This is a genomic window from Pseudomonas sp. FH4, assembly GCF_000510915.2.
In the GTDB taxonomy this organism is placed as follows: Bacteria; Pseudomonadota; Gammaproteobacteria; order Pseudomonadales; family Pseudomonadaceae; genus Aquipseudomonas; species Aquipseudomonas brenneri.
This window is the reverse complement of the sequence record NZ_AOHN01000026.1, coordinates 24,152-48,752: the sequence shown is the minus strand read 5'-3', so window position 1 is coordinate 48,752 and position 24,601 is coordinate 24,152. Positions and strand designations below refer to the sequence as shown.

The following is a 24,601-nucleotide window of genomic DNA, read 5'->3' as shown; positions in this document are numbered from 1 at the left end:
CTTGGGGGTGTGACGGTCACAAACTATCTATTTTTCCGATTTTTTATTATTGATCCTTAAAGGAGTGCGGCACATGTCAAAAGGGCATTCGCTACAAGACCCTTACTTGAATACTTTACGTAAAGAGAAAGTTGGGGTTTCCATCTATCTGGTCAACGGCATCAAGCTGCAAGGTACGATCGAGTCTTTCGACCAGTTCGTTATCCTGCTGAAAAACACCGTCAGCCAGATGGTCTACAAGCACGCTATCTCGACAGTAGTGCCGGTTCGTCCAATTCGTCTGCCTAGCGCAACCGAATCCGAACAGGGTGACGCTGAGCCAGGTAACGCCTGATAGGAGTCTCCTTTGTTCTTTGAGCGCCACGGTGGTGGTGAGCGAGTGATCCTCGTTCACTTGGATGGACAGGACCCTGAGGCGCGCGAAGATCCGCAGGAGTTTCAGGAGCTGGCAAATTCGGCCGGCGCCGAGACCGTCGCGTTTTTTAACGTGCCGCGTCATCGGCCAACCGCCAAATTTCTGATTGGCAGCGGCAAGGTCGAAGAGCTACGCGACCTGGTTCATGCCGAAGAAGCCGATCTGGTGATCTTCAATCACATCCTCACGCCCAGTCAGGAACGTAACCTCGAACGTGTTTTCGAGTGTCGCGTGATTGACCGCACCGGTCTGATTCTCGATATTTTCGCCCAGCGCGCTCGTACCCATGAAGGCAAGCTCCAGGTCGAACTGGCCCAGCTTGACCACATGAGCACCCGCCTGGTTCGCGGCTGGACGCACCTTGAACGTCAGGGTGGCGGTATCGGCATGCGTGGCCCGGGTGAAACCCAGCTCGAAACCGACCGGCGCCTGCTGCGGGTTCGCCTGCGCCAGATCAAGGGCCGCCTGGAAAAAGTACGCAGCCAGCGTGAGCAGTCGCGCCGTGGCCGTACGCGTGCGGATATCCCGACCGTGTCCCTGGTGGGCTATACCAACGCCGGTAAATCCACGCTGTTCAACAACGTGACCAAGTCGGACGTGTACGCGGCGGATCAACTGTTCGCCACCCTCGACCCGACCTTGCGCCGTCTGGAGCTCGACGACCTGGGGCCGATTGTGCTGGCCGACACCGTGGGCTTCATTCGCCACTTGCCCCACAAGCTGGTCGAGGCGTTTCGGTCTACGCTCGAAGAGTCGAGCAACTCCGACCTGCTGCTGCACGTCATCGATGCGGCCGAGCCTGACCGGATGTTGCAGATCGAACAGGTCATGGTGGTACTGGGCGAGATTGGTGCCCAGGACTTGCCGATCCTTGAGGTCTATAACAAACTCGATTTGCTTGAGGGTGTAGAGCCGCAAATCCAGCGCGACGAAAACGGCAGGCCCCAGCGGGTCTGGCTCTCGGCGCGGGACGGTAGCGGTCTGGAACTGCTCGAACAGGCGATTGCCGAGTTGCTGGGCGGCGATTTGTTTGTCGGCACCTTGCGCTTGCCGCAGCGTTTTGCTCGACTGCGTGCTCAGTTTTTTGAGTTGGGCGCCGTACAGAAAGAAGAACACGACGAAGAAGGTGTCAGCCTGCTGGCTGTTCGTTTGCCTCGTTCGGAGCTCAATCGGCTGGTGAGCCGTGAGGGTGTTGTACCGACAGAGTTCCTCGAACAACACACTTTGCAATAAAAGCCTGAGAAAGCGGTTGTGCCGCTGTGGCAGGCATTCTGTAGCATTGGTCGGCGCGCCGTGGGTGCGTCTTTGCTTTATCAGATGGAGAGCGCTATGGCTTGGAATGAGCCGGGTGGCAACTCGAATAATCAGGATCCTTGGGGTGGTAAACGCCGCAATAATGGCGACCGCAAGGGGCCACCAGATCTCGACGAGGCCTTCCGAAAGCTGCAGGAAAGCCTGAATGGGTTGTTCGGTGGTGGAAAAAAACGTGGTGGTGACGACGGCGGTCGCACGAGCAAGGGCGGCGGCTACGGCCTGCTTGGCCTCGGCCTCGTGGCGCTGGCGGCTGTCTGGCTGTACAGCGCGGTCTATGTAGTTGACGAGCAGGAGCAAGCCGTGGTGCTGCGCTTCGGCAAGTACTACGAGACTGTCGGCCCCGGCCTGAATATCTACTTCCCGCCGATCGACAAGAAGTACATGGAGAACGTCACGCGTGAGCGTGCCTACACCAAGCAGGGCCAGATGCTGACCGAAGACGAGAATATCGTCGAAGTGCCGCTGACCGTGCAGTACAAGATCAGCAACCTGCAGGACTTCGTGCTTAACGTCGACCAGCCGGAAATCAGCTTGCAGCACGCGACCGAAAGCGCCCTGCGCCACGTCGTGGGCTCCACTGCGATGGACCAGGTGCTGACCGAAGGTCGTGAATTGATGGCCAGCGAGATCAAGGAGCGCCTGCAACGGTTCCTCGATACCTATCGCACCGGTATCACCGTTACCCAGGTCAACGTACAGAGCGCAGCGGCACCGCGTGAAGTGCAGGAAGCCTTCGATGACGTGATCCGTGCCCGTGAAGACGAGCAGCGTTCGCGCAACCAGGCTGAAACCTACGCCAACGGCGTCGTGCCGGAAGCCCGTGGTCAGGCCCAGCGCATCATCGAAGATGCCAACGGTTACCGCGACGAAGTCGTGTCCCGCGCCAAGGGTGAGGCTGACCGCTTCACCAAGCTGGTGGCCGAGTACCGCAAGGCACCGGAAGTCACCCGTGAGCGTCTGTACCTGGACACCATGCAGGAAGTCTTCAGTAACACCAGCAAGGTTCTCGTGACCGGCAACAAGGGTGGGCAGAACAACCTGCTGTACCTGCCGCTGGACAAGATGATCGAAGGTGGTCGTAGTGCCGGCAGTACTTCGTCTTCCGCCAGTTCGACTGCCGCTGCCAACGAAGCGAGCGCCCGTGCGGCCGCTGACTTGCAGCAACAGCAAACACGTTCCAGGGAGAGTCGTTGATGAGCAATAAATCGCTGACCGCCCTGATTGTGGGTGTCGTCGTGGTCATCGCTGCCTGGAACTGCTTCTACATCGTGGCTCAGACCGAGCGTGCGGTGTTGCTGCAATTCGGTCGCGTGGTCCAGGCGGATGTCCAGCCAGGTCTGCATGTGAAGGTCCCTTACGTCAACCAGGTGCGCAAGTTCGACGCCCGCCTGATGACCCTGGATGCACCGACACAGCGTTTCCTGACCCTGGAAAAGAAAGCCGTGATGGTTGACGCCTACGCCAAGTGGCGCGTCAAGGATGCCGAGCGCTTCTACACCGCAACTTCCGGCCTCAAGCAGATTGCCGACGAGCGTTTGTCCCGTCGTCTGGAATCGGGCCTGCGTGACCAGTTTGGTAAACGCACCCTGCACGAGGTGGTATCGGGTGAACGTGATGCGCTGATGGCTGACATCACGCGTTCGTTGAACACCATGGCGGAAAAAGAGCTGGGCATCGAAGTAGTCGATGTTCGGGTCAAGGCCATTGACCTGCCCAAGGAAGTGAACCGCAGCGTGTTCGAGCGTATGAGCACCGAGCGTGAGCGTGAGGCTCGTGAGCACCGCGCCAAGGGTAACGAACTGGCTGAAGGTATCCGTGCGGATGCCGACCGTCAGCGTCGCGTACTGTTGGCAGAAGCCTATCGTGAGTCTGAAGAGGCTCGCGGTGACGGTGATGCTCAAGCCGCATCGATCTACGCCAAGGCTTATGGCCAGGACCAGGAGTTCTACGCGTTCTACCGTAGCCTGCGCGCCTACCGTGAAAGCTTTGCGAACAAAACCGACGTCATGGTGCTGGACCCAAGTAGCGATTTCTTCCGCTACCTGGAAAAGTCCAAGTAACCCGCTGACTGGCTGGTTCCACTCCGTCGGGCGGCTAAAACGCTCGGCGGGGTGATCCTTTCGGAAAACGGGTGTATGATGCGGCAGCCGGGAAATTCCCGGCTTTTTTGCGTCTGCATGTTTGATTGTTGTTGTGCGATGCAGGCGTGACAGGTTTTTCGAGGAAAGTGCCCGACGAGGCCGTTTACAGGCCATTCGTCACGTCGCTCTTGCGCGTGGTTTATGCAGGGGCCGGGTATTTTCTGCTTCACTCAAGGCTCGCCCAAGGGCTGGCCGGGTCATAGGGGAATGGCGTAATGGCAACGGTAGACCGCTGGCTGCTGCCAGATGGCATCGAAGAAGTACTGCCACCAGAGGCTGCGCGTATTGAAATCGCGCGCCGCCAGGTGTTGGATCTGTTCCAGAGCTGGGGTTACGAGTTTGTCGTGACTCCCCATATCGAGTACCTGGAATCCTTGCTGACCGGCGCGGGCCAGGACCTGGATCTGCGCACCTTCAAGGTCATCGACCCGCAGTCGGGCCGGCAAATGGGCTTTCGCGCCGACATCACGCCGCAAGTGGCGCGCATCGATGCGCATACCCTGCGTCGTGAAGGGCCGAGCCGCCTGTGCTACGCCGGCAGCGTGCTGCATGCCCAGCCGCGCGCCTTGTCGTCGTCCCGTAGCCCGATCCAGCTGGGTGCCGAGTTGTACGGCGATGCGAGCCCGAGCAGCGACGTCGAAGTCATCAGCCTGATGCTGGCGATGCTGCAATTGGCCGATGTGCCGGATGTGCACATGGACCTGGGACATGTCGGTATCTACCGTGGTCTGGCCCGTGCGGCTGGTTTGTCCGGTGAAGTGGAACAACAGTTGTTCGATGCCCTGCAACGCAAGGCCATCGATGAAGTGATCGCCCTGACCGAAGGTGTGCCTGCCGACCTGGCTGGCATGCTGCGTGCGCTGGTGGATCTGTGTGGTGGTCGTGAAGTGCTGGCCGCCGCCCGTGATCGCCTGGCCAAAGCGCCAGCGCCTGTATTGGCGGCGCTGGACGACGTGCTGGCGATTGCCGAGCAGCTGTCGGCGCGCTTCCCGCAGTTGCCGCTGTATTTTGACCTGGGTGAGTTGCGCGGCTACCACTACCACACCGGTGTGGTGTTCGCGGTGTTTGTGCCGGGTGTTGGCCAAGCCATCGCCCAGGGCGGTCGTTATGACGATATTGGCGCCGACTTCGGTCGTGCCCGTCCGGCGACTGGTTTTTCTACCGATTTGAAAACCCTGGTGACCCTGGGGCGTGCTGAAGTCGAGTTACCGTCTGGCGGTATCTGGATGCCAGACAGTACGGACGCGGCACTCTGGCAGCAGGTCTGCCAGTTGCGCAGCGAGGGTCAGCGTGTCGTCCAGGCCTTGCCTGGGCAGCCATTGGCCGCCGCCCGTGAAGCGGACTGCGACCGGCAATTGATTCAGCAGAACGGGCTTTGGCAAGTATCGCCACTGGCTTCTTGAGTTTTCCTGCCGGCCAACGCCGGCACCAAGTTTGCGCGAATGAGGACAAGTGTTATGGGTAAGAATGTCGTAGTCCTGGGCACCCAATGGGGTGATGAGGGCAAAGGCAAGATCGTTGATCTGCTGACCGAACATGCTGCCGCCGTAGTGCGCTACCAAGGTGGCCACAACGCTGGCCACACCCTGGTCATCGATGGCGAAAAAACCGTCTTGCACCTGATTCCGTCGGGCGTCCTGCGCGAAGGCGTGCAGTGCCTGATCGGCAACGGCGTGGTGGTTGCACCTGACGCCCTGCTGCGCGAGATCATCAAGCTGGAAGAGAAAGGCGTACCGGTGCGCGAGCGCCTGCGTATCAGCCCATCCTGCCCGCTGATCCTGTCCTTCCACGTGGCGCTGGACCAGGCCCGTGAAAAGGCCCGTGGTGAGCTGAAGATCGGTACTACCGGTCGCGGCATCGGCCCGGCCTACGAAGACAAGGTTGCACGTCGTGGCCTGCGTGTGGGCGACCTGCTCAACATGCCGCGCTTTGAAGACAAGCTGCGTGAACTGGTGGATTACCACAACTTCATGCTGGTCGGTTACTACAAAGAGCCTGCCATTGAGTTCGACAAGACCCTGGCTGAGTGCAAAGAGTACGCTGAACTGCTCAAGCCGCTGATGCTGGACGTGACTGCCGAGCTGCACGACCTGCGTCGCGCTGGCAAAGACATCATGTTCGAAGGCGCCCAGGGTTCGTTGCTGGACATCGACCACGGCACCTACCCGTACGTGACCAGCTCCAACACCACCGCTGGTGGCGTGGCGACCGGTTCGGGCGTTGGCCCGATGTTCCTGGACTACATCCTGGGCATCACCAAGGCCTACACCACTCGCGTTGGTTCGGGTCCGTTCCCGACTGAACTGTTCGACGAAGTTGGTGCGCACCTGGCCAAACAAGGTCACGAGTTCGGCGCGACTACCGGCCGTGCTCGTCGTTGTGGCTGGTTCGACGCCGTTATCCTGCGTCGCGCTATCGATGTGAACAGCATCTCGGGCATCTGCCTGACCAAGCTGGACGTACTCGATGGCCTCGAAACCATCAACATCTGCGTCGGCTACAAAGATGCAAATGGCAATGATGTCGCCCCGACTGATGCTGACAGCTACGTCGGCCTGCAGCCGGTTTACGAAGAAGTGCCTGGCTGGACCGAATCGACCGTGGGTGCCAAGACCCTGGAAGAGCTGCCAGCCAACGCCCGTGCTTACATCAAGCGCGTGGAAGAGCTGATCGGCGCGCCAATCGACATTATTTCGACAGGCCCGGACCGCAACGAGACCATCGTTCTGCGTCACCCGTTCGCTTAATAAGCTGTTGATGTAAAAAGCAAAGGGCCCCTTCGGGGGCCCTTTGTCGTTTCTGTCTCGGGCACGGCACGACCCTTGCTATGTTTCTCTCTTTCGCGGTGCTATCAATTTAATGGCACCCGTGGTGGAGGGATTCCCGATGTCTGCCGTTCTCTCATTGTTACAAAGCCGTCTATTGCGGCCGGTGTTCGTTACCCTTGGTATCGCTCTTTTGGTGCAAGTGCTGGTGGCGGTCGCCCTGACCCGGAGCACCGTCACGGCCCTGGAAGCCGATTTGGGCAAGCGCCTGGGTGTGGACAGCCAGAAACTGTCGGGCGAATTGACCCAGGCGGGCAAGGAAGTGACCTCCAGCCTGGACAGCCTGTCGACCAGCACCCGTGACCGCCTGACTGCCGGGCTTTCTGCGCGGTTGAAGCAAGAGCAGCAGCAACTGCGTACGACCCTGGAAAAGGACCTGAAGGACTCCGCCAACGACATGGCGCAGTTGCTGGCCTCGGTTGCCCCGCGTGCGATGTGGGACAGTGATGTTCCGGCGCTGTCGGAATTCGCCCGGCGCGCCCAGCGCAATCCTAATGTGCTGTTTGTGGTGTATGACGATGCCGCCGGCCAGCACCTGACCCGCTATTTGAATCGGGAAAATCCGATCAACAAGGCGCTGTTGGAAAAGGGTGAGGGCGAACGTGCGCTGGACAAAGTGTTGAGCGCCGCGAAAAACGACCCTTCGGTGTACTACGTTGAGGCGTCCATCAGCCCCAATGGCGTAGAGATCGGCAAGGTCCTCATGGGCGTTTCGACCGCGGCGGTGGAGGCTGACCTGACGGCGCTGGACCAGCGCTTTGCCGCGTTGATCGCCAGTGGCGGTCAATTGGTCGGGGACAGCCTCAAGGGCGCTGCGGCTGACAGTGCGGCGGCCATGGGGGCTCGTTTGCAGTCAGCACAGGTCACGGCCACCGAAATGACCGCCAATACCTCCAGCGCCGTACAAGAGGCTGCGCAAGCCCTGCGCTGGCGCATCGGCCTGGGCCTGGCGGTGGTTGGCCTGGGCGTGTTGTTGCTGATTGCCGTGGTGCTTGGGCGGCGTGTGGTCAACCGCTTGAAACTGCTGATTGCGGCCATGGATGATCTGGCGGCGGGTGAGGGCGACCTGACCAAGCGCGTACAGATCAACAGCCAGGATGAAATCGGCGCCATGGCTTCGGCGGTCAATCGCTTTGTGGATAAGTTGCAGCCGATTGTGCGTGAGGCGGGCGATGTGGCCCAGCGAACCGGGGTGGAAATCGGCGCGATGACCCTGCGCAATGCCGGTGCCGATGCGGCGGCGGGGTTGCAGCGCGATGAAGTGGCCGAAAGCCTGCGGGCCCTGTCGCAAATGGCCGATGAGGCTCAGGCCGAAAGTCATGCCATGCAGGCCGCGTTGCAGCAGGTGGTGGATATCCGCCAGGCCACCGATGAAAATTCCCGCACCTCGGCCGAGGTCGGCAGTCTGATCGAGGCATTGGCAGGCCAGGTGCAGGCCGGCTCCAAGGTGATTGAGCGTCTGGCCCAGCAAAGTGAGCAGATTGAAGTGGTGCTGACAGTTATCCACGGCATTGCCGAGCAGACCAACCTGCTGGCGTTGAATGCGGCCATCGAAGCGGCACGTGCCGGCGAGACCGGGCGTGGTTTTGCGGTGGTGGCGGACGAAGTGCGGGCGCTGGCCAGTAAAACCCAAAGCTCCACTGGCGACATCCAGGCGCATATCGTGGCGTTGCAGCAGGGCGCGCGTGAGGCGGTGGAAACCATCGGCAAGGCCGGGCGCCAGGCTAGCGAAGGTTTGTTGGTGCTGCGTGACAGCGTGCGTCTGCAGCAAACGGTGCAGGCCTCGGTGGAGCAGGTGCATGCGGCGATTGGCCTGGCGACTCGGGCTGCCGAGCATCAGGCCCAGGGCGCGCATGCGGTGCGTGGTCGGGTCGAGGTGATCCACGCCCAGGCCGAGCGTGCGGCGCAGGCGGTGGTGGAGACTACGGCCAGTGGCAAGGTGCTGGATGGGTTGGCGGCGCAGTTGAAGGCCAGCCTGGGGCAGTTTCGGGCTTAGTGTTGTCTGATCTGGTGTTATCGCGAGCAAGCCTGCTCCTACAAGAGATCGCACACACCTGTAGGAGCGGGCTTGCCCGCGATTGCGGTCTCAGCGGCTCAGATACATCCGCGTCGTGAGCAGATACACGGGCAACCCCGACACCACAATCAATAACGCCGCATAAGGCGCCGCCGCCGCAAACTCCACATTCGAGGTATGCGCCCATACGGCAGTGGCCAAGGTGTTCAGCCCGGTCGGGCTCAGCAGCAGTGTTGCCGTCAACTCCTTCATCGCATCCAGGAACACCAGCGCAAACGCCGCCCCCAATGCGGGAAAGATAATCGGCAGGGTCACCCGGCAGAACGCGCTGAACGAAGACGCCCCCAATGTCCGCGCAGCTTCCTCCAGTTGTGGCGCCGCCTTGTTCAGCGCGGTCCGGATCGGCGCCTGGGCCAGCGGCAAGAACAGCAATGCATACGCGATCAACAGCAGTGCCGAGGTCTGATACAGCGCCGGCACGTAATGCAGGGCGAAATACACCAGGGTCAAGGCAATCACCAGGCCGGGCAGGGCGTGCAGCAGGTAGGGCAGGCGTTCAGCCCAGAGCGCCAGTTGGCCCTTGTAGCGCACCACCAGCAAGCCGACGGGCACTGCCAGCGCCAGGCAGAGTGCGGCGCCGCCCAGGGACAAGGCCAGGGAGGACAGCAACGCCTCACTGATTTGCGCAACCGGGAAGGCGGCCGAAGACCCCACGGCCAGCCAGTAACCGAGCATCCCCAGTGGAATGCCGCTGCCAATGATCGCCAGCATCAAGCAATAAAGCTGACCCAGTGGTGCCCATTTACCCAGTCGAACCTGCTCGGCATGCCGCGCCGCGCCTTGCCCGGTGCGCACATGGCGGCCCTTGCCGCGCACGCGCAATTCCAGCCAGAGCAGAGTCAGGCACATCATCAGCAACACCGCAGACAGCATCGCCGCATTGGCATTGCTGAACTCCAGCTCGAACTGCTGGTAGATCGCCGTTGTGAAGGTTTGCAGGCCGATGATCGACAGGGCGCCGAACTCCACCAGCATATGCAAGGCAATCAACAGGGCGCCAGCCAGCAGCGATGGCCATAGCAGCGGCAGGGTAATGCGAAAGAACACGCTCCAGCGATTCAGGCCCAGGGTGCGCGCCGACTCTTCCAGGGACGGATCCAGGTTGCGCAGGGTGGCTGCCACCGGCAGGAACACCAGTGGGTACTTGGACAGGGTCATCACCAGGATCGCCCCGCCAAGGCCTTCGAACTGGGCGCTCAATGACACCCAGGTGAAGCTGCTGACAAATGCCGGTACGGCAAACGGCAGGCACAGAATGACCCCCCAGATCCGCCGTCCCGGCAGATTGCTGCGTTCCAGCAGCCAGGCCAGGGACAGGCCGATCACGGCGCAGGCCACGGTTACGCCGATCATCAGTGCCAAAGTGTTGCGCAGCAATCCGAACACATACGGTCGCCACAGCAGATGCACTGCCTCGGCCCACCCGGCTTGCCAGGCCTTGAGGCCGACATACACCAATGGCAACAGGCTCAGGCCCACCAATAGCAAAACCGGCAACAGCAACCAGATTGACGGGCGCTTGCGCCTTGGACTAAAACCCCCGCGCAAGGCGGGGGTTGGTAGCGGCGGGTTCATCAGTTCAGGCCAACCTCACGTTCCAGCTCCAGGGCTTCTTCGGCATTGCCCAGGTCGGCAGGGGTGATTTTCGGTGGTTGCAGTTCGCTGAAAGGCTTGAGGCCGCGATTGGATTCCATGCCTTTGCGCAACGGGTATTCGGCGGACGTGTTGGTAATCACGCGCTGGCCTTCTTCGCTGGCCATGAACGCCAGCAACTGCTGGGCTTCCTTGGGATGTTTGCTGGACTTCAGTGCTGCCGCTGCGGATACGGTAATCAGACCGCCAGCATCGCCATCGGTGAAGTAGTGCAGTTGCGAATCCAGGTTGGTCTTTTCCTTTTTCAGGGCAAACCAGTAGTAGTTGTTCACCAGCACTGTGGCTACTTCGCCATTTTCCACGGCTTTTAGCGCAACCATATTGTTGCTGTAGACCTTGCCGAACGCGCGCAGGCCGGTCAGCCATTCTTCGGCGGCGTCGCGCCCGTGCATCTTGAGGATGGCGACGGCTTGTTCCTGGAAGGCACCGCTGGTGGGAACGAAGCCAACCTTGCCTTGCCACTCTGGCCCGGCAAAATCCAGTACCGACTTGGGCAGCTCTTCTTCCTTGATCAGTTTCGGGTTGAAGGCCACGACGCGGGTACGTGCGGTTACGCCCATCCAGGCGCCGTCGGCGGCTACGTATTCCTTGGGCAGGACATCAAGCGTGCTGGCATCGATGGTCGCGAGCAGGCCTTGTTCGCCGAGCTTGTTCAGTGGTGGCGATTCTTCGGTGTAGATCACATCGGCGGGGGAGCGTTCGCCTTCTTCGACGACCTGGCTGGCCAGCTGATTGCTGCTGCCCTTGCGCACATTGATGTGAATGCCGGTCTTGGCTTCGAAGGCCTTGGCGAGTTCATCGCCGACCTCCTTGTGCTGGCCGTTGTACAGGGTCAGTTCAACCTTGTCGGCGGAATAGGCGGTGGGCGAGAGCAGGCTCAGGCCGAGCAGAGTGATGGTCAGGCCACGCAGAAGGGATGTCTTGAGACGGGTATCGCGGATCATCATCCGGGGTGTTCCTCACTTGTATGCAACAAATTCTTACAAGGATAAACGATAAACCTTCTCAAGTCCGGTAGGGCTGGAATGGCTGGCGGGGTTTTTAAACCCCGGAAACGAAAAAACCCGCTTTCGCGGGTTTGATCTGAATTTGGTGCCCAGGAGAAGACTCGAACTTCCACGACCTTGCGATCACCAGCACCTGAAGCTGGCGTGTCTACCAATTTCACCACCTGGGCATTATCAAGCAACGTTGCCGCTGTTGATGGGACGAACTATACGGAGGGCTTTTTGATCTGTAAACCCCTGATTTGATTTTATAAATCAACTTTTCAGTTAAAAATCAAAGGCCTGTAACGCAAAAACCCGCTTTCGCGGGTTTTTGTGAAACTCAAGGATGACCTTGAGTTTTGAATTGGTGCCCAGAAGAAGACTCGAACTTCCACGGCCTTGCGGCCACCAGCACCTGAAGCTGGCGTGTCTACCAATTTCACCATCTGGGCAGTATCTTCAACGTTGCCGTCGTCGATGGCGCGCACTATACGGAGTGCCTTTTGAGCTGTAAACCCCCGTCATCAAAAAAGCCTGGAAAAATTCGCAGGCGGTCGCGCAAGGTGGTTTCCCGGGGCTATAAAACGCATTTCCCGGCTAGTTATTGCTGGAAATTTCCCGTTTCAATACGCGTATGCCAAACTAACCCGCATATAGACAAGGTGAAAACTCTCTAATGGCCGATTGGCAGTCCCTCGATCCCGAGGCCGCTCGTGAAGCGGAAAAATATGAAAACCCTATTCCTAGCCGTGAACTGATCCTGGCGCACCTCGCCGATCGGGGTTCGCCTGCTAGCCGCGAGCAGCTGGTTGAAGAATTCGGTCTGACCACCGAAGACCAACTCGAAGCACTGCGCCGCCGCCTGCGCGCCATGGAGCGCGATGCACAGTTGATCTACACCCGTCGCGGTACTTACGCGCCGGTGGACAAGCTCGACCTGATCCTTGGCCGCATTGCCGGTCACCGTGATGGTTTCGGCTTCCTGATCCCTGACGATGGCAGCGATGACCTGTTCATGAGCCCGGCGCAAATGCGCCTGGTGTTCGATGGCGACCGTGCCCTGGCGCGCGTGTCGGGCCTGGACCGTCGCGGTCGCCGTGAAGGCGTGATCGTCGAAGTGGTGTCCCGTGCCCACGAGTCCATCGTCGGTCGTTACTTCGAAGAAGGCGGCATCGGCTTTGTGATTCCGGACAACCCGAAGGTCCAGCAGGAAGTGCTGGTAACCCCGGGCCGTAATGGCGCCGCCAAGGTCGGTCAGTTCGTCGAGGTGAAAATCACCCACTGGCCAACCCCGCGCTTCCAGCCGCAGGGCGATATCGTCGAAGTGGTCGGCAACTACATGGCGCCGGGCATGGAAATCGACGTTGCGCTGCGCACCTACGATATCCCCCACGTCTGGCCTGAGGCCGTGCTTAAAGAAGCCGCCAAACTCAAGCCGGAAGTCGAAGAAAAAGACAAAGAAAAACGCATCGACCTGCGCCATCTGCCGTTCGTCACCATTGACGGCGAAGATGCCCGCGACTTCGACGATGCGGTCTACTGCGAAGCCAAGCCTGGCAAGCTGCGCCTGTTCTCCGGCGGCTGGAAGTTGTTCGTCGCGATTGCCGACGTATCCAGCTACGTGAAGATCGGTTCGGCCCTGGATAACGAAGCCCAGGTGCGCGGCAACTCCGTGTACTTCCCTGAGCGCGTGATCCCGATGCTGCCTGAGCAGCTGTCCAACGGCCTGTGCTCCCTGAACCCGAAAGTCGACCGTTTGGCCATGGTGTGCGAGATGACTATCTCGAAAACCGGCGAAATGACCGATTACCAGTTCTACGAAGCGGTGATCCACTCCCAGGCGCGCCTGACCTACAACAAGGTCAGCACCATCCTGGAAACGCCGAAAACCAGCGAAGCCAAGGCTTTGCGCACCCAGTATGCAGACGTAGTTCCGCACCTCAAGCAGCTCTACTCGCTGTACAAGGTGCTGTTGGGCGCACGTCATGTGCGTGGCGCGATCGATTTTGAAACCCAGGAAACCCGGATCATCTTCGGTTCCGAGCGCAAAATCGCCGAGATCACGCCGACTACCCGTAATGACGCGCACAAGCTGATCGAGGAATGCATGCTGGCGGCCAACGTGGCCACCGCCGAGTTCCTGAAAAAGCACGAGATTCCTGCGCTGTATCGGGTCCACGATGGCCCGCCGCCGGAGCGCCTGGAAAAACTGCGCGCCTTCCTCGGTGAGCTCGGCCTGTCCCTGCACAAAGGCAAGGACGGTCCGTCGCCGAAGGACTACCAGGCTCTGTTGGCCAGCATCAAGGACCGTCCGGATTTCCACCTGATCCAGACCGTGATGCTGCGCTCCTTGAGCCAGGCGGTGTACAGCGCCGATAACCAGGGCCACTTCGGCCTGAATTACGAGGCGTACACCCACTTCACCTCGCCGATTCGCCGTTACCCGGACCTGCTCACGCACCGCGCAATCCGCAGCGTGATCCACTCCAAGCAAAACACCCCGCACGTCAAGCGCGCCGGTGCCATGACCATTCCGAAGGCGCGGATCTATCCGTACGACGAAGCGGCCCTGGAACAGTTGGGCGAGCAGTGCTCCATGAGCGAACGCCGTGCCGACGAAGCCACCCGTGACGTGGTGAACTGGCTCAAGTGCGAGTTCATGAAGGATCGCGTGGGCGAGTCGTTCCCGGGCGTGATCACCGCCGTGACCGGTTTTGGCCTGTTCGTCGAGCTGACCGACATCTACGTCGAAGGCCTGGTGCATGTCACCGCCTTGCCGGGTGACTACTACCACTTCGACCCTGTGCATCACCGCCTTGCGGGCGAGCGCACTGGTCGTAGCTTCCGTTTGGGCGATACCGTGGAAGTACGGGTCATGCGCGTCGATCTCGACGAGCGCAAGATCGACTTCGAGATGGCCGAAAAAACCATCGAGGCGCCGATTGGTCGCAAAAAGCGCGGCGCTGAAACCACCGCTCCGGCAAAAAAAGGCGCGCCTGCAAAGGCTGCCGCCGCCGAGCCTGCAGCTGCCAAGCCTGCTCGTCGTTCTTCGACCAAGGAAAAAGCCAGCGACGCCTACCGTCCTAGCGATGCCGCGGCGAAAAACGCCGAGCTGCGCAAAAGCCGTGAGTTGAAGCAACAGTTGCTCAACGAAGCCAAAAGCGGTGGTAAAGCGGCGTCTGGGGGAAAGTCCCAGGGCGCCGACAAGCCGTCGAGCAAACCGAGTAAACACCGTAAAGGCCCGCCTAAAGCGGGTTCGGCCCCCGCGAAAAGCGGCGGGTCGCGCAAACCTAAGGCCAAGTCATGAGTCTGGAAAAAATCTACGGCGTGCACGCCGTAGAAGCGTTGCTGCGTCACCACCCTAAGCGCGTCAAGCAGGTATGGCTGGCGGAAGGTCGCAGTGAGCCGCGCGTGCAAGCGCTGGTCGAACTGGCCAACCAAAACAAGGTTGCCATCGGCCAGGCCGAGCGTCGTGAAATGGACGTCTGGGTCGAAGGCGTGCACCAGGGTGTGGTTGCGGACGTGAGTCCGAGCCAGGTCTGGGGCGAGGCGATGCTCGACGAGCTGCTCGACCGTACCGAAGGCGCGCCGCTGTTGCTGGTGCTGGACGGCGTGACCGACCCACACAACCTCGGCGCCTGCCTGCGTTCGGCAGATGCTGCCGGCGCGTTGGCGGTGATCGTGCCTAAAGACAAGTCGGCTACCTTGACGCCGGTTGTACGTAAAGTTGCCTGCGGCGCGGCGGAAGTAATTCCGCTGGTGGCCGTGACCAACCTGGCGCGCACCCTGGAAAAACTCCAGCAGCGCGGTTTGTGGGTCGTGGGCACGGCGGGGGAGGCTGAGGTCAGCATTTATGACCAGGACCTCACCGGCCCGACCATCCTGATCATGGGCGCCGAAGGTAAGGGCATGCGTCGCCTGACCCGCGAGCATTGCGACTACCTGGTGCACTTGCCGATGGCCGGTAGCGTCAGCAGCCTCAACGTTTCAGTCGCAACGGGCGTCTGCCTGTTCGAAGCCCAGCGCCAGCGTGGCGCCAAGGCCAAGACCAAGAAGTAATCCGGTCTGGCGCAGGTCCAAATGTGGGAGCGGGCTTGCTCGCGAATGCGCAGTGTCAGTCGCCATAAATGTTGGCTGGCCTAACGTATTCGCGAGCAAACCCGCTCCCACACTGGTTTTGCAGTGTTTGAAAGATTGTTCAAATAATCACCAATTGCCTTGCGCCCTTTCTCCCCCTTCTCTACAATTGCGCCCCTTGCCTTCCCGGCGGGCACGCATGTGCCTCCCAGTGGCAAGATTCCTAAGTGTCATTCACTCCTTGTCTGACCGTTTTTGAGCGGCAGGCTACAACCCGTAAGGAGCATTCATGCGTCATTACGAAATCATCTTTTTGGTCCACCCGGATCAAAGCGAGCAAGTCGGCGGCATGGTTGAGCGTTACACCAAGCTGATCGAAGAAGACGGCGGCAAAATCCACCGTCTGGAAGATTGGGGCCGTCGTCAACTGGCCTACGCAATCAACAATGTTCACAAGGCTCACTACGTGATGCTGAACGTTGAGTGCACTGGCAAGGCCCTGGCCGAGCTGGAAGACAACTTCCGCTACAACGATGCAGTGATCCGTAACCTGGTCATCCGTCGCGAAGAAGCCGTTACCGGCCAATCCGAGATGCTCAAGGCTGAAGAAAACCGCAGTGAGCGCCGTGAGCGTCGCGACCGTCCTGAGCACGAAGGCGCTGAAAGCGCTGATAGTGATGACAGCGACAACAGCGATAACGCTGACGAGTAATCCACGGACCTTATTAAGGAGCCTATCAAATGGCACGTTTCTTCCGTCGTCGTAAGTTTTGCCGCTTCACCGCTGAAGAAGTGAAGGAGATCGACTACAAAGATCTCAACACTCTGAAAGCCTACGTATCCGAGACCGGCAAAATTGTTCCAAGCCGTATCACCGGTACCAAAGCTCGTTATCAGCGTCAGCTGGCCACCGCTATCAAGCGCGCCCGCTTCCTGGCCCTGCTGGCCTACACCGACAGCCACGGCCGCTGAGACCGGGCAGTCGACAAGTAGTAAGGGATTGAATGCATGCGCGCCTTAGCTGAGTTCATCATGCGCGGTCGTGTGCAGGCCACTCTGGTAGTGGCTGGATGTGCAGCGTTACCGTTGTTGTATTGGTTGGGTGCTGCCGCAGGAAGCCTTGTGCTGCTGCGGCGCGGTTTGAAGGACGCCTTGGGCGTCCTTGCCCTGGGGTTGCTGCCGGCCTTGATCTGGTGGCTGCAATTCGACGATCCACGGGTACTTCTGGTACTGCTGGGGTCGTCGAGCCTTGCGTTGGTTCTGCGCGCAAGTGAGTCCTGGGTCCGTACGCTGCTGGTCAGCGTGGCATTGGGAGTGGTGTATTCAGTGGTGCTTGGCGCGGCTTTCCGCCCGCAAATCGAGGCGCTGTCGCAGGATTTGGTAAAAATCCTGCCACTGGCCCTCGGGGATCTCTACCAGCAATTGTCGGTAGATGAGCGAGCGCGCATGGCCACACTGATTGCCCCGGTCCTGACCGGCCTGATAGCGGCACTGTTGCAGATCGTCAGTGTGCTGAGCCTGATTCTTGGGCGCTACTGGCAGGCGTTGTTGTATAACCCGGGTGGTTTTGGTCGCGAGTTTCGCAGTATCAGAATCCCCGCAGGCCCAGCGATGTTGCTGCTGGCGTGCATGCTTGTAGGGCCGAACTTCGGCCCGCAAATGGCCATGTTGACGCCGTTGTGCAGCGTACCGCTGGTGATTGCCGGGCTGGCCCTGATACACGGGCTGGTGGCGCAGAAGCGCCTGGCCAAGTTCTGGCTGGTGGGGTTGTACGTGACGCTGTTGCTGTTTATGCAACTGATCTATCCGTTACTCGTGGTCTTGGCCATTGTCGACGGCCTGATTGATTTTCGCGGTCGTCTGGCGCCGAAAGACGCCGATAACGCGAACGGTGAAGGTTAAAAGTTAGAGGATTTTCACATGCAACTGATCCTTCTGGAAAAAGTCGCCAACCTGGGCAACCTGGGCGACAAAGTAAACGTTAAGGCCGGCTACGGTCGTAACTACCTGCTGCCATACGGCAAAGCCACCGCTGCAACCGCTGCCAACCTGGCCGCGTTTGAAGAGCGTCGCGCTGAGCTGGAAAAAGCTGCAGCAGACAAGAAAGCTTCGGCTGAAACCCGTGCTGCCCAACTGGCCGAGCTGGAAGTGACTATCACTGCCACCGCTGGCGACGAAGGCAAGCTGTTCGGTTCGATCGGTACTCACGACATCGCTGATGCACTGACCGCCTCCGGCGTTGAAGTGCAGAAGAGCGAAGTTCGTCTGCCGAACGGCACCATCCGCAACGTAGGCGAATTCGACGTAGCCGTGCACCTGCACGCTGAAGTTGAAGCCACCGTACGCGTTGTCGTGGTAGCAGCTTAAGAAGCACCTAACTGACTGGCACCTCGCGTGTCAGCCAGTTAACATCGGGCACGATCCTGTTTACAGGTCGTGCCTTTTGTTTTTTCAGACCCCCTAATTTCAAGTGGCCATGAACGATATCTCCGCTCCTGAGCAATACGATCTGCAAACCGCTGCCCTGAAGGTGCCGCCGCATTCCATCGAGGCCGAACAGGCCGTGCTCGGTGGCTTGATGCTGGACAACAACGCCTGGGAACGTGTGCTCGATCAAGTCTCGGACGGTGACTTCTATCGCCATGACCACCGCCTGATCTTCCGTGCCATTGCCAAGCTGGCCGATCTGAACTCCCCCATCGACGTCGTGACCCTTGCCGAGCAATTGGACAAGGAAGGTCAGACCTCACAGGTGGGCGGTCTCGGCTACCTTGGTGAACTGGCGAAAAACACACCGTCCGTCGCCAACATCAAGGCCTATGCGCAGATCGTCCGTGCACGGGCCACCTTGCGGCAGTTGATTGGCATCGCTACGGAAATCGCCGACAGCGCCTTCAACCCTGAAGGGCGTACGGCAGAAGAGATTCTCGATGAGGCCGAACGGCAGATCTTCCAGATCGCCGAAGCGCGACCGAAGACTGGCGGCCCTGTCAGCGTCAACGACCTGTTGACCAAGGCCATCGACCGAATCGATACCCTGTTCAACACCGACAACGCCATTACCGGCCTGTCCACTGGCTACACCGACCTCGACGGCATGACCAGTGGCCTGCAACCGGCTGACTTGATCATCGTCGCCGGTCGTCCGTCCATGGGTAAGACCACCTTTGCCATGAACCTGGTGGAAAACGCGGTACTGCGCAGCGAGAAAGCCGTACTGGTGTACTCCCTGGAGATGCCAGGTGAATCGCTGATCATGCGGATGCTCTCGTCCCTGGGCCGCATCGACCAGACCAAGGTGCGTGCCGGTCGCCTCGAAGACGACGATTGGCCGCGCCTGACCTCGGCGGTCAACCTACTCAACGACCGTAAGCTGTTCATCGACGACACCGCTGGCATCAGCCCGTCGGAAATGCGCGCGCGTACTCGGCGCCTGGTCCGTGAACACGGCGACGTCGGCCTGATCATGATCGACTACCTGCAATTGATGCAGATCCCTGGCTCTGGCGGCGACAACCGGACCAACGAGATTTCTGAAATCTCGCGCTCCCTCAAAGCCCTGGCCAAGGAATTCAACTGCCCTGTGGTTGCGCTCTCGCAGCTCAACCGCTCCCTGGAGCAACGCCCGAACAAGCGCCCGATCAACTCTGACTTGCGCGAATCCGGAGCGATCGAGCAGGATGCTGACGTAATTATGTTCGTTTACCGGGATGAGGTTTATCACCCGGAGACCGAGCATAAAGGCATCGCCGAGATCATTATCGGCAAGCAGCGGAACGGCCCGATCGGCACCACGCGCCTGGCGTTTATCGGCAAGTACACGCGTTTCGAAAACCTTGCGCCGGGCAGCTATAACTTCGACGACGAATAAGCGCCATCCAATGTGGGAGCGGGCTTGCTCGCGAAGGCGGCGGATCAGTCAATAGATGTATTGACTGACACACCGCTTTCGCGAGCAAGCCCGCTCCCACATTTCAAATGTATTCACAATTCAGGGCACTCCACAATTCCGACCATTACCGTCGGAATTGGTCAAAATTTGTGCTATATTCCGCGCCCGCGATTTTTCATCTCAACACCGGTCACCGTCATGCAAACAGCCAAGCCGTTATTTGACTATCCCAAGTACTGGGCCGAATGTTTCGGTCCAGCGCCATTCCTGCCGATGAGCAGGGAGGAGATGGATCAGCTTGGCTGGGATTCATGCGACATCATCATCGTCACCGGTGATGCGTACGTTGACCATCCGTCGTTCGGCATGGCAATCATCGGCCGGCTGCTGGAGTCCCAGGGCTTTCGCGTCGGGATCATTGCCCAGCCCAACTGGCAGTCCAAAGACGATTTCATGAAGCTCGGCGAGCCGAACCTGTTCTTCGGCGTCGCGGCCGGCAACATGGACTCGATGATCAACCGCTACACCGCCGACAAGAAAATCCGTTCCGACGACGCCTACACCCCGGGCGGCATGGCCGGCAAGCGTCCGGACCGCGCCAGCCTGGTGTACAGCCAGCGCTGCAAGGAAGCCTACAAGAACGTGCCGATCGTACTCGGCGGCATCGAGGCTTCCCTGCGCCGCATCGCCCATTACGACTACTGGCAGGACCGGGTGCGCAACTCGATCCTGATCGACGCCACCGCCGATATCCTGCTGTACGGTAACGCCGAGCGGGCGATTGTCGAAGTCGCCCAGCGCCTGTCGTGGGGCCACAAGATCGAAGACATCACCGACGTGCGCGGCACTGCGTTCATTCGCCGTGATACGCCTGAAGGCTGGTACGAGGTGGACTCCACCCGTATCGACCGTCCGGGCAAGATCGACAAGATCATCAACCCGTACGTGAATACCCAGGACACCCAGGCCTGTGCCATCGAGCAGGAAAAGGGACCGGTTGAAGATCCGGAGGAGGCCAAGGTCGTACAGATCCTGGCCAGCCCGCGCATGACCCGTGACAAGACGGTCATTCGTCTACCCTCCGTGGAAAAAGTCCGTGGCGACTCCGTGCTGTATGCCCACGCCAACCGTGTGCTCCACCTGGAAACCAACCCTGGCAACGCCCGCGCCCTGGTGCAGAAGCATGGTGAAGTGGACGTGTGGTTCAACCCGCCGCCCATTCCCATGACCACCGAAGAAATGGACTACGTGTTTGGCATGCCTTACGCGCGTGTCCCGCATCCTGTGTACGGCAAGGAGAAAATCCCGGCCTACGACATGATCCGCTTCTCGGTGAACATCATGCGTGGCTGCTTCGGCGGCTGCACCTTCTGCTCGATCACCGAGCACGAAGGCCGGATCATCCAGAACCGTTCCGAAGAGTCGATCATTCGCGAGATCGAAGAGATCCGTGACAAGGTCCCGGGTTTCACCGGTGTGATTTCCGACCTCGGCGGCCCGACCGCGAACATGTACCGCATCGCCTGCAAGAGCCCGGAAATCGAATCTGCGTGCCGCAAGCCATCCTGCGTGTTCCCGGGCATCTGCCCGAACCTGAACACCGACCACTCCTCCTTGATCCAGCTGTACCGCAGCGCCCGTGCGTTGCCGGGTGTGAAGAAGATTTTGATCGCTTCCGGCCTGCGCTATGACCTGGCTGTCGAGTCGCCGGAGTACGTCAAGGAGCTGGTGACCCACCACGTCGGTGGCTACCTGAAGATCGCCCCGGAACACACCGAGGAAGGTCCGCTCAACCAGATGATGAAGCCGGGCATTGGCAGCTATGACAAGTTCAAGCGCATGTTCGAGAAGTACACCAAGGAAGCGGGCAAGGAACAGTATCTGATCCCGTACTTCATCGCCGCCCACCCGGGCACCACCGATGAAGACATGATGAACCTGGCCCTGTGGCTCAAGGGCAATGGCTTCCGTGCCGACCAGGTGCAGGCGTTCTACCCCTCGCCGATGGCCACCGCCACCGCGATGTACCACTCGGGCAAGAACCCGCTGCGCAAGGTCACCTACAAGAGCGATGCGGTGACCATCGTCAAGAGCGAAGACCAGCGCCGCCTGCACAAGGCCTTCCTGCGCTACCACGACCCGAAGGGCTGGCCGATGCTGCGTGAAGCACTGACCCGCATGGGCCGCGCCGACCTGATCGGGCCGGGCAAGGACCAGTTGATCCCGCTGCACCAGCCGAGCACTGACAGCTACCAGAGCGCCCGTCGCAAGAACTCGACGCCGGTGGGCAGCCATAAGGTCGCCAAGGAAACCACCACCAAGATCCTCACCCAGCACACCGGCCTGCCACCCCGTGGCAGCGACGGTAGCAACCCGTGGGACAAGCGCGAACAGGCCAAGGCCGCAGCTCAGGCGCGTAACAAGCAGGCGGCCAAGGAGCGCGCTGATGCGGCCAAGGGCAAGGGCGGCAAGCCTGCGCGCAAGCCGGTAGTGCCGCGTTGATTGCAGCCTGAAATGCCAAACGCCAGCCTCCGTGCTGGCGTTTTGCTTTCTAGCGGCAGGGAAACCTGTTTGTTAAGGTGGCGCCCGTTAAACCGCCATACCTGTAGGAGCGAGCTTGCTCGCGAAAAACGTCAACAATAACGCGAGCTGCCTGGACAAACGCGGCGCTTGTGAGTTTTTCGCGAGCAAGCTCGCTCCTACAGGAATGAGGCCTCTGCGGCCACTCGAACCCGTCAAGGAAGAACACCCCATGAGCAACCCCCTGCTCAACATCGGCATGGACTCCAACCGCTCCCAGTTCATGGCGCGCCAGCGCATCGAAAGCCAGATCAACCTGCCCCGCCTGTTCGCCGCCATCGACGCCGACCCCGGCATCGTCGGTGCGGGCGTGGTGTATATCGATGCGGACTTCAATGTCGTGACTCTGCGCGAGTTCAAGCCGATCTGCAGCATCAAGCCCAAGCGCATCATTTTACGTGAGGCGCAGAGGTACATTGCGCCGGCGCAGTTTGCCCAGCAGGTGACAAACAACCCGCGTGAGTCTCGGTTGGTGGGGGAAGCGGTCAATACGACCCTGTCTTGTGCGGGTGCAATCCTCGGTTGGATTGTCGTGTTCAGCGGCACAGTCGCCGTGCCTTTCACGGGGGGCGCGAGCCTGGTGGTGACGGGCATCGGCGCGACTGCTGCAGCGGCCAGTACTGCGCAATGTGTAGTCGGGGGCATGAGAACTATCAACGAACTAAATGACCCGGCAGCCAACGACGATATGGATAGCGAAGACTGGTATCGCTATGCAATGCCGGTATTGGACGCCGCTTCACTGCTGGGTGCCGGCGCCTCAACTCTGACGACTCTTCGGCTGCTGCAGGCTCGAAAGGTGACGACTGGCAGAAGTTGGTACGAGTTGTCCAAGGGGTTGACCCGTCAGCAACGCAAGGCGCTCACCAAGGAGTTGCTAAGCCTGAAAGATCCAAGCTTGAGCAATAAGCTCTTGAAACTGCGCCAGCGCTCCGGTGAGTTGAGCAAGCGCTATTCGGCGACCGAGATCAATCACGCTACTGTGACGCAGATCAGAGATTCCCTGGGCGCTGCCATTGGTTTTACCGGGAGCGCCTTATCAGGCAACATTCGAACTGTTGCAGTTGGCCTGTATGAGGAGCTTGAGTGATGGATCGCCAAGGTTCGCTGAAAGCTTTTTTAGCCCAGTATTTTCCAGCGTTTATATGCGCATTTTTCCTTGCCTGCTTCTCTCTCTCTGTCGCAATTTCACTGGCATCAAGTACATTTTTTCGCAGTGACCCAGAGCGGGCGCGCTATTCTTTTCTGGCGGCAGTTTTCTTGGGATTGCTCTTGGCGTTCAGCCATTTCGTCATGATTAGAGGGCGAGAGTGGGGGGCTTGGGCCATCGCAGCCTTCTACGTTGTCTGTTTTCTGGTCGTGCTGCCGACCTATAGCTATCGGCCACATATGGCTGCGTATGTAATAGGGCTGTTGTTTCCGTTGCTGGGGCTGTTGTTGTTCAATAGTCAACGTCATAGGGAAATGCGCCGTCAGCTTCTGGAGATCCGTCGTCTGCGCCAATCCTTGAAATCACAGCGCAAAAAATGATGCCCCCTCACAACCTCAACATTATTCAGAAGGTAGCAACTGCTGTGGCCTGCACTAGGAACGCGAGCAATGAATGAGCTGCCCAGCATTCGTAGTTTTCTGTCGAAGTATTTTCCGGTCTTTATGGGGGCTATATTCGCGTCCATTTTTACTCTGGTGTTTGCGGTCCCGTTGTTTTTCGACAGCTATTTGCCAAGCCTTTCCATGGCAGACAACACCAAGTATTCCTTCCTGGGGGGCATAGCGCTCACTCTGTTCATCGTGCACTGCAACTTTATGATTGCGCGCGGGCGTCCACAATGGGTGTGGCCGCTGGTGGTGCTTTTGGGGCTGTGTTTCCTGGGTGTGTTACCCGCCATCAGTGATCGGCAGCATTCGTTAATCTATGGTTTGAGCCTACTGTTTCCATTGCTGGCGCTACTGCTGCTCAATAGCAAGCTCCATCGCGTAATGCGTCAGAAGTTTTTCGACATTCGTCAATTGCGCAAGGCTGCAATCGCCAGGCAAAAAACACGGTAGGCAAGACCAACTGAGGGGGGGCAAACACCTTGGCTCATACCTTCAGATTTTGATGTTTTCGCGAATATTCCAGCCGAACTTGATAGCCCCACCATCCTTGCCGCCATCGGACTTCTGCGGCTGATAGCTGACTTCGATCTTGGCGAAGTTCAGGTTGATCATTTCGCTCAGTACATCCTTGGTGGTGACCGCGTCGCTCTGATAGGACGCGATCATGACTTCTTTCATCGTGATCACCAGATACTCCACAGCGCTGGCCCCGCCGGCCTTGCGCACGGTTAATCTGGCCTCTGGATAATGCTTTCCGGTGGCGCAGGCCATCATCAGGTTGGGCGAGGATTTGTCCACGGTTTTGGTGATGGACAGGTTCTGCATGTTGACCTTGCCCGCGCCACCACCGGTTCCGCTGTGCATGGATCCGGATTGCGACATCCCCCAGCTCCATTCGCTGACGTCGATTTCATCGCGATGCGCCTGGTCCCCGGATTCACCCTTGATGTCCCCCAGTTTCAAAAACATATCCGTTGCCATCGTTGCTCCCTGCCTCAGTATTTGTCGTTAAGGACGCGCACTTTTTCCCATCCTCGGT

General features: G+C 59.5%; 21 protein-coding genes and 2 tRNA genes. 18 read left to right on the top strand and 5 right to left on the bottom strand.

What is annotated here, in order from left to right; translation table 11 throughout:
• The first annotated feature begins 73 nt into the window (after positions 1 to 73).
• The 7 genes from hfq to H097_RS20365 all read left to right on the top strand — a co-directional run bounded on the left by hfq (position 74) and on the right by H097_RS20365 (position 8,691).
• Positions 74 to 334, top strand: a complete 261-nt coding sequence (gene hfq, locus H097_RS20395; protein WP_010221594.1) for an RNA chaperone Hfq — start codon at positions 74 to 76, stop codon at positions 332 to 334.
• Positions 335 to 346: 12 nt separating this feature from the next.
• Positions 347 to 1,648: a ribosome rescue GTPase HflX gene (gene hflX / locus H097_RS20390; RefSeq protein ID WP_029299582.1), complete on the top strand. Its 1,302-nt coding sequence runs from the start codon at positions 347 to 349 to the stop codon at positions 1,646 to 1,648.
• A 96-nt stretch (positions 1,649 to 1,744) separates the two neighbouring features.
• On the top strand, positions 1,745 to 2,923 hold the full coding sequence (gene hflK / locus H097_RS20385; RefSeq protein ID WP_032862048.1) for an FtsH protease activity modulator HflK: 1,179 nt from the start codon (positions 1,745 to 1,747) through the stop codon (positions 2,921 to 2,923).
• A complete protein-coding gene (gene hflC, locus H097_RS20380; protein WP_017849753.1) occupies positions 2,923 to 3,789 on the top strand; it encodes a protease modulator HflC in 867 nt (288 codons plus the stop codon). Before hflK ends, hflC begins: the two co-directional genes overlap by 1 nt.
• Positions 3,790 to 4,085: 296 nt before the next feature.
• Positions 4,086 to 5,273 (top strand): ATP phosphoribosyltransferase regulatory subunit, encoded by a 1,188-nt coding sequence (locus H097_RS20375; protein WP_032862046.1) that lies wholly within the window; start codon positions 4,086 to 4,088, stop codon positions 5,271 to 5,273.
• A 54-nt stretch (positions 5,274 to 5,327) separates the two neighbouring features.
• Positions 5,328 to 6,617 carry an adenylosuccinate synthase gene (locus H097_RS20370; protein ID WP_032862045.1) on the top strand — a complete coding sequence of 430 codons (1,290 nt, stop codon included), beginning with the start codon at positions 5,328 to 5,330 and terminating at the stop codon, positions 6,615 to 6,617.
• Between the two features lie 139 nt (positions 6,618 to 6,756).
• Positions 6,757 to 8,691 (top strand): methyl-accepting chemotaxis protein, encoded by a 1,935-nt coding sequence (locus H097_RS20365; RefSeq protein ID WP_032862043.1) that lies wholly within the window; start codon positions 6,757 to 6,759, stop codon positions 8,689 to 8,691.
• 90 nt (positions 8,692 to 8,781) lie between these two features.
• Here H097_RS20365 and H097_RS20360 read toward each other — a convergent pair whose 3' ends face one another.
• The 4 genes from H097_RS20360 to H097_RS20345 form a co-directional block, all read right to left on the bottom strand.
• Positions 8,782 to 10,347, bottom strand: coding sequence for an iron ABC transporter permease (locus H097_RS20360; RefSeq protein WP_032862042.1), 1,566 nt, complete (start codon positions 10,345 to 10,347; stop codon positions 8,782 to 8,784).
• Positions 10,347 to 11,372 carry an extracellular solute-binding protein gene (locus H097_RS20355; protein WP_032862041.1) on the bottom strand — a complete coding sequence of 342 codons (1,026 nt, stop codon included), beginning with the start codon at positions 11,370 to 11,372 and terminating at the stop codon, positions 10,347 to 10,349. The genes H097_RS20360 and H097_RS20355 overlap by 1 nt, the downstream gene beginning before the upstream one ends.
• A gap of 143 nt (positions 11,373 to 11,515) precedes the next feature.
• Positions 11,516 to 11,602: transfer RNA gene (locus H097_RS20350), tRNA-Leu, on the bottom strand.
• Positions 11,603 to 11,779: 177 nt separating this feature from the next.
• Positions 11,780 to 11,866: transfer RNA gene (locus tag H097_RS20345), tRNA-Leu, on the bottom strand.
• A 224-nt stretch (positions 11,867 to 12,090) separates the two neighbouring features.
• On the opposite strand from H097_RS20345, the gene rnr reads away from it, so the two are divergent.
• The 11 genes from rnr (at position 12,091) to H097_RS20290 (ending at position 24,012) form a co-directional block, all read left to right on the top strand.
• Positions 12,091 to 14,721, top strand: coding sequence for a ribonuclease R (gene rnr, locus H097_RS20340; protein WP_032862040.1), 2,631 nt, complete (start codon positions 12,091 to 12,093; stop codon positions 14,719 to 14,721).
• Positions 14,718 to 15,473: a 23S rRNA (guanosine(2251)-2'-O)-methyltransferase RlmB gene (gene rlmB, locus H097_RS20335; protein WP_032862039.1), complete on the top strand. Its 756-nt coding sequence runs from the start codon at positions 14,718 to 14,720 to the stop codon at positions 15,471 to 15,473. The genes rnr and rlmB overlap by 4 nt, the downstream gene beginning before the upstream one ends.
• Before the next feature lie 307 nt (positions 15,474 to 15,780).
• Positions 15,781 to 16,203 (top strand): 30S ribosomal protein S6, encoded by a 423-nt coding sequence (gene rpsF, locus H097_RS20330; protein WP_003217491.1) that lies wholly within the window; start codon positions 15,781 to 15,783, stop codon positions 16,201 to 16,203.
• Between the two features lie 29 nt (positions 16,204 to 16,232).
• Positions 16,233 to 16,463, top strand: a complete 231-nt coding sequence (gene rpsR / locus H097_RS20325) for a 30S ribosomal protein S18 (RefSeq protein WP_003171373.1) — start codon at positions 16,233 to 16,235, stop codon at positions 16,461 to 16,463.
• A gap of 36 nt (positions 16,464 to 16,499) precedes the next feature.
• The gene (locus H097_RS20320) at positions 16,500 to 17,393 is read left to right on the top strand and encodes a hypothetical protein (protein WP_032862038.1); all 894 of its coding nucleotides are present in this window, start codon (positions 16,500 to 16,502) and stop codon (positions 17,391 to 17,393) included.
• A gap of 18 nt (positions 17,394 to 17,411) precedes the next feature.
• On the top strand, positions 17,412 to 17,858 hold the full coding sequence (gene rplI / locus H097_RS20315; RefSeq protein WP_003171376.1) for a 50S ribosomal protein L9: 447 nt from the start codon (positions 17,412 to 17,414) through the stop codon (positions 17,856 to 17,858).
• 109 nt (positions 17,859 to 17,967) lie between these two features.
• A complete protein-coding gene (dnaB, locus tag H097_RS20310) occupies positions 17,968 to 19,362 on the top strand; it encodes a replicative DNA helicase (RefSeq protein WP_032862036.1) in 1,395 nt (464 codons plus the stop codon).
• A gap of 219 nt (positions 19,363 to 19,581) precedes the next feature.
• Positions 19,582 to 21,885 carry a YgiQ family radical SAM protein gene (locus H097_RS20305; protein ID WP_032862035.1) on the top strand — a complete coding sequence of 768 codons (2,304 nt, stop codon included), beginning with the start codon at positions 19,582 to 19,584 and terminating at the stop codon, positions 21,883 to 21,885.
• A 250-nt stretch (positions 21,886 to 22,135) separates the two neighbouring features.
• Positions 22,136 to 23,053, top strand: a complete 918-nt coding sequence (locus tag H097_RS20300) for a hypothetical protein (RefSeq protein ID WP_032862033.1) — start codon at positions 22,136 to 22,138, stop codon at positions 23,051 to 23,053.
• Positions 23,053 to 23,493: a hypothetical protein gene (locus H097_RS20295; protein ID WP_032862032.1), complete on the top strand. Its 441-nt coding sequence runs from the start codon at positions 23,053 to 23,055 to the stop codon at positions 23,491 to 23,493. Before H097_RS20300 ends, H097_RS20295 begins: the two co-directional genes overlap by 1 nt.
• 69 nt (positions 23,494 to 23,562) lie before the next feature.
• On the top strand, positions 23,563 to 24,012 hold the full coding sequence (locus H097_RS20290; RefSeq protein ID WP_032862030.1) for a hypothetical protein: 450 nt from the start codon (positions 23,563 to 23,565) through the stop codon (positions 24,010 to 24,012).
• 42 nt (positions 24,013 to 24,054) lie between these two features.
• On the opposite strand, the gene H097_RS20285 is transcribed toward H097_RS20290, so the two are convergent.
• Complete coding sequence (locus H097_RS20285) at positions 24,055 to 24,543, bottom strand: type VI secretion system tube protein Hcp (RefSeq protein WP_032862028.1); 489 nt, start codon at positions 24,541 to 24,543, stop codon at positions 24,055 to 24,057.
• Between the last annotated feature and the right edge of the window lie 58 nt (positions 24,544 to 24,601).

Bases quoted from the DNA above. Each gene is read 5' to 3' on its own strand.
- hfq (WP_010221594.1), top strand. From the start codon at position 74: ATGTCAAAAGGGCATTCGCTACAAGACCCTTACTTGAATACTTTACGT.
- hflK (WP_032862048.1), top strand. From the start codon at position 1,745: ATGGCTTGGAATGAGCCGGGTGGCAACTCGAATAATCAGGATCCTTGG.
- hflC (WP_017849753.1), top strand. From the start codon at position 2,923: ATGAGCAATAAATCGCTGACCGCCCTGATTGTGGGTGTCGTCGTGGTC.
- H097_RS20375 (WP_032862046.1), top strand. From the start codon at position 4,086: ATGGCAACGGTAGACCGCTGGCTGCTGCCAGATGGCATCGAAGAAGTA.
- H097_RS20370 (WP_032862045.1), top strand. From the start codon at position 5,328: ATGGGTAAGAATGTCGTAGTCCTGGGCACCCAATGGGGTGATGAGGGC.
- H097_RS20365 (WP_032862043.1), top strand. From the start codon at position 6,757: ATGTCTGCCGTTCTCTCATTGTTACAAAGCCGTCTATTGCGGCCGGTG.
- H097_RS20360 (WP_032862042.1), bottom strand. From the start codon at position 10,347: ATGAACCCGCCGCTACCAACCCCCGCCTTGCGCGGGGGTTTTAGTCCA.
- H097_RS20355 (WP_032862041.1), bottom strand. From the start codon at position 11,372: ATGATGATCCGCGATACCCGTCTCAAGACATCCCTTCTGCGTGGCCTG.
- rnr (WP_032862040.1), top strand. From the start codon at position 12,091: ATGGCCGATTGGCAGTCCCTCGATCCCGAGGCCGCTCGTGAAGCGGAA.
- rlmB (WP_032862039.1), top strand. From the start codon at position 14,718: ATGAGTCTGGAAAAAATCTACGGCGTGCACGCCGTAGAAGCGTTGCTG.
- rpsF (WP_003217491.1), top strand. From the start codon at position 15,781: ATGCGTCATTACGAAATCATCTTTTTGGTCCACCCGGATCAAAGCGAG.
- rpsR (WP_003171373.1), top strand. From the start codon at position 16,233: ATGGCACGTTTCTTCCGTCGTCGTAAGTTTTGCCGCTTCACCGCTGAA.
- H097_RS20320 (WP_032862038.1), top strand. From the start codon at position 16,500: ATGCGCGCCTTAGCTGAGTTCATCATGCGCGGTCGTGTGCAGGCCACT.
- rplI (WP_003171376.1), top strand. From the start codon at position 17,412: ATGCAACTGATCCTTCTGGAAAAAGTCGCCAACCTGGGCAACCTGGGC.
- dnaB (WP_032862036.1), top strand. From the start codon at position 17,968: ATGAACGATATCTCCGCTCCTGAGCAATACGATCTGCAAACCGCTGCC.
- H097_RS20305 (WP_032862035.1), top strand. From the start codon at position 19,582: ATGCAAACAGCCAAGCCGTTATTTGACTATCCCAAGTACTGGGCCGAA.
- H097_RS20300 (WP_032862033.1), top strand. From the start codon at position 22,136: ATGAGCAACCCCCTGCTCAACATCGGCATGGACTCCAACCGCTCCCAG.
- H097_RS20295 (WP_032862032.1), top strand. From the start codon at position 23,053: ATGGATCGCCAAGGTTCGCTGAAAGCTTTTTTAGCCCAGTATTTTCCA.
- H097_RS20290 (WP_032862030.1), top strand. From the start codon at position 23,563: ATGAATGAGCTGCCCAGCATTCGTAGTTTTCTGTCGAAGTATTTTCCG.
- H097_RS20285 (WP_032862028.1), bottom strand. From the start codon at position 24,543: ATGGCAACGGATATGTTTTTGAAACTGGGGGACATCAAGGGTGAATCC.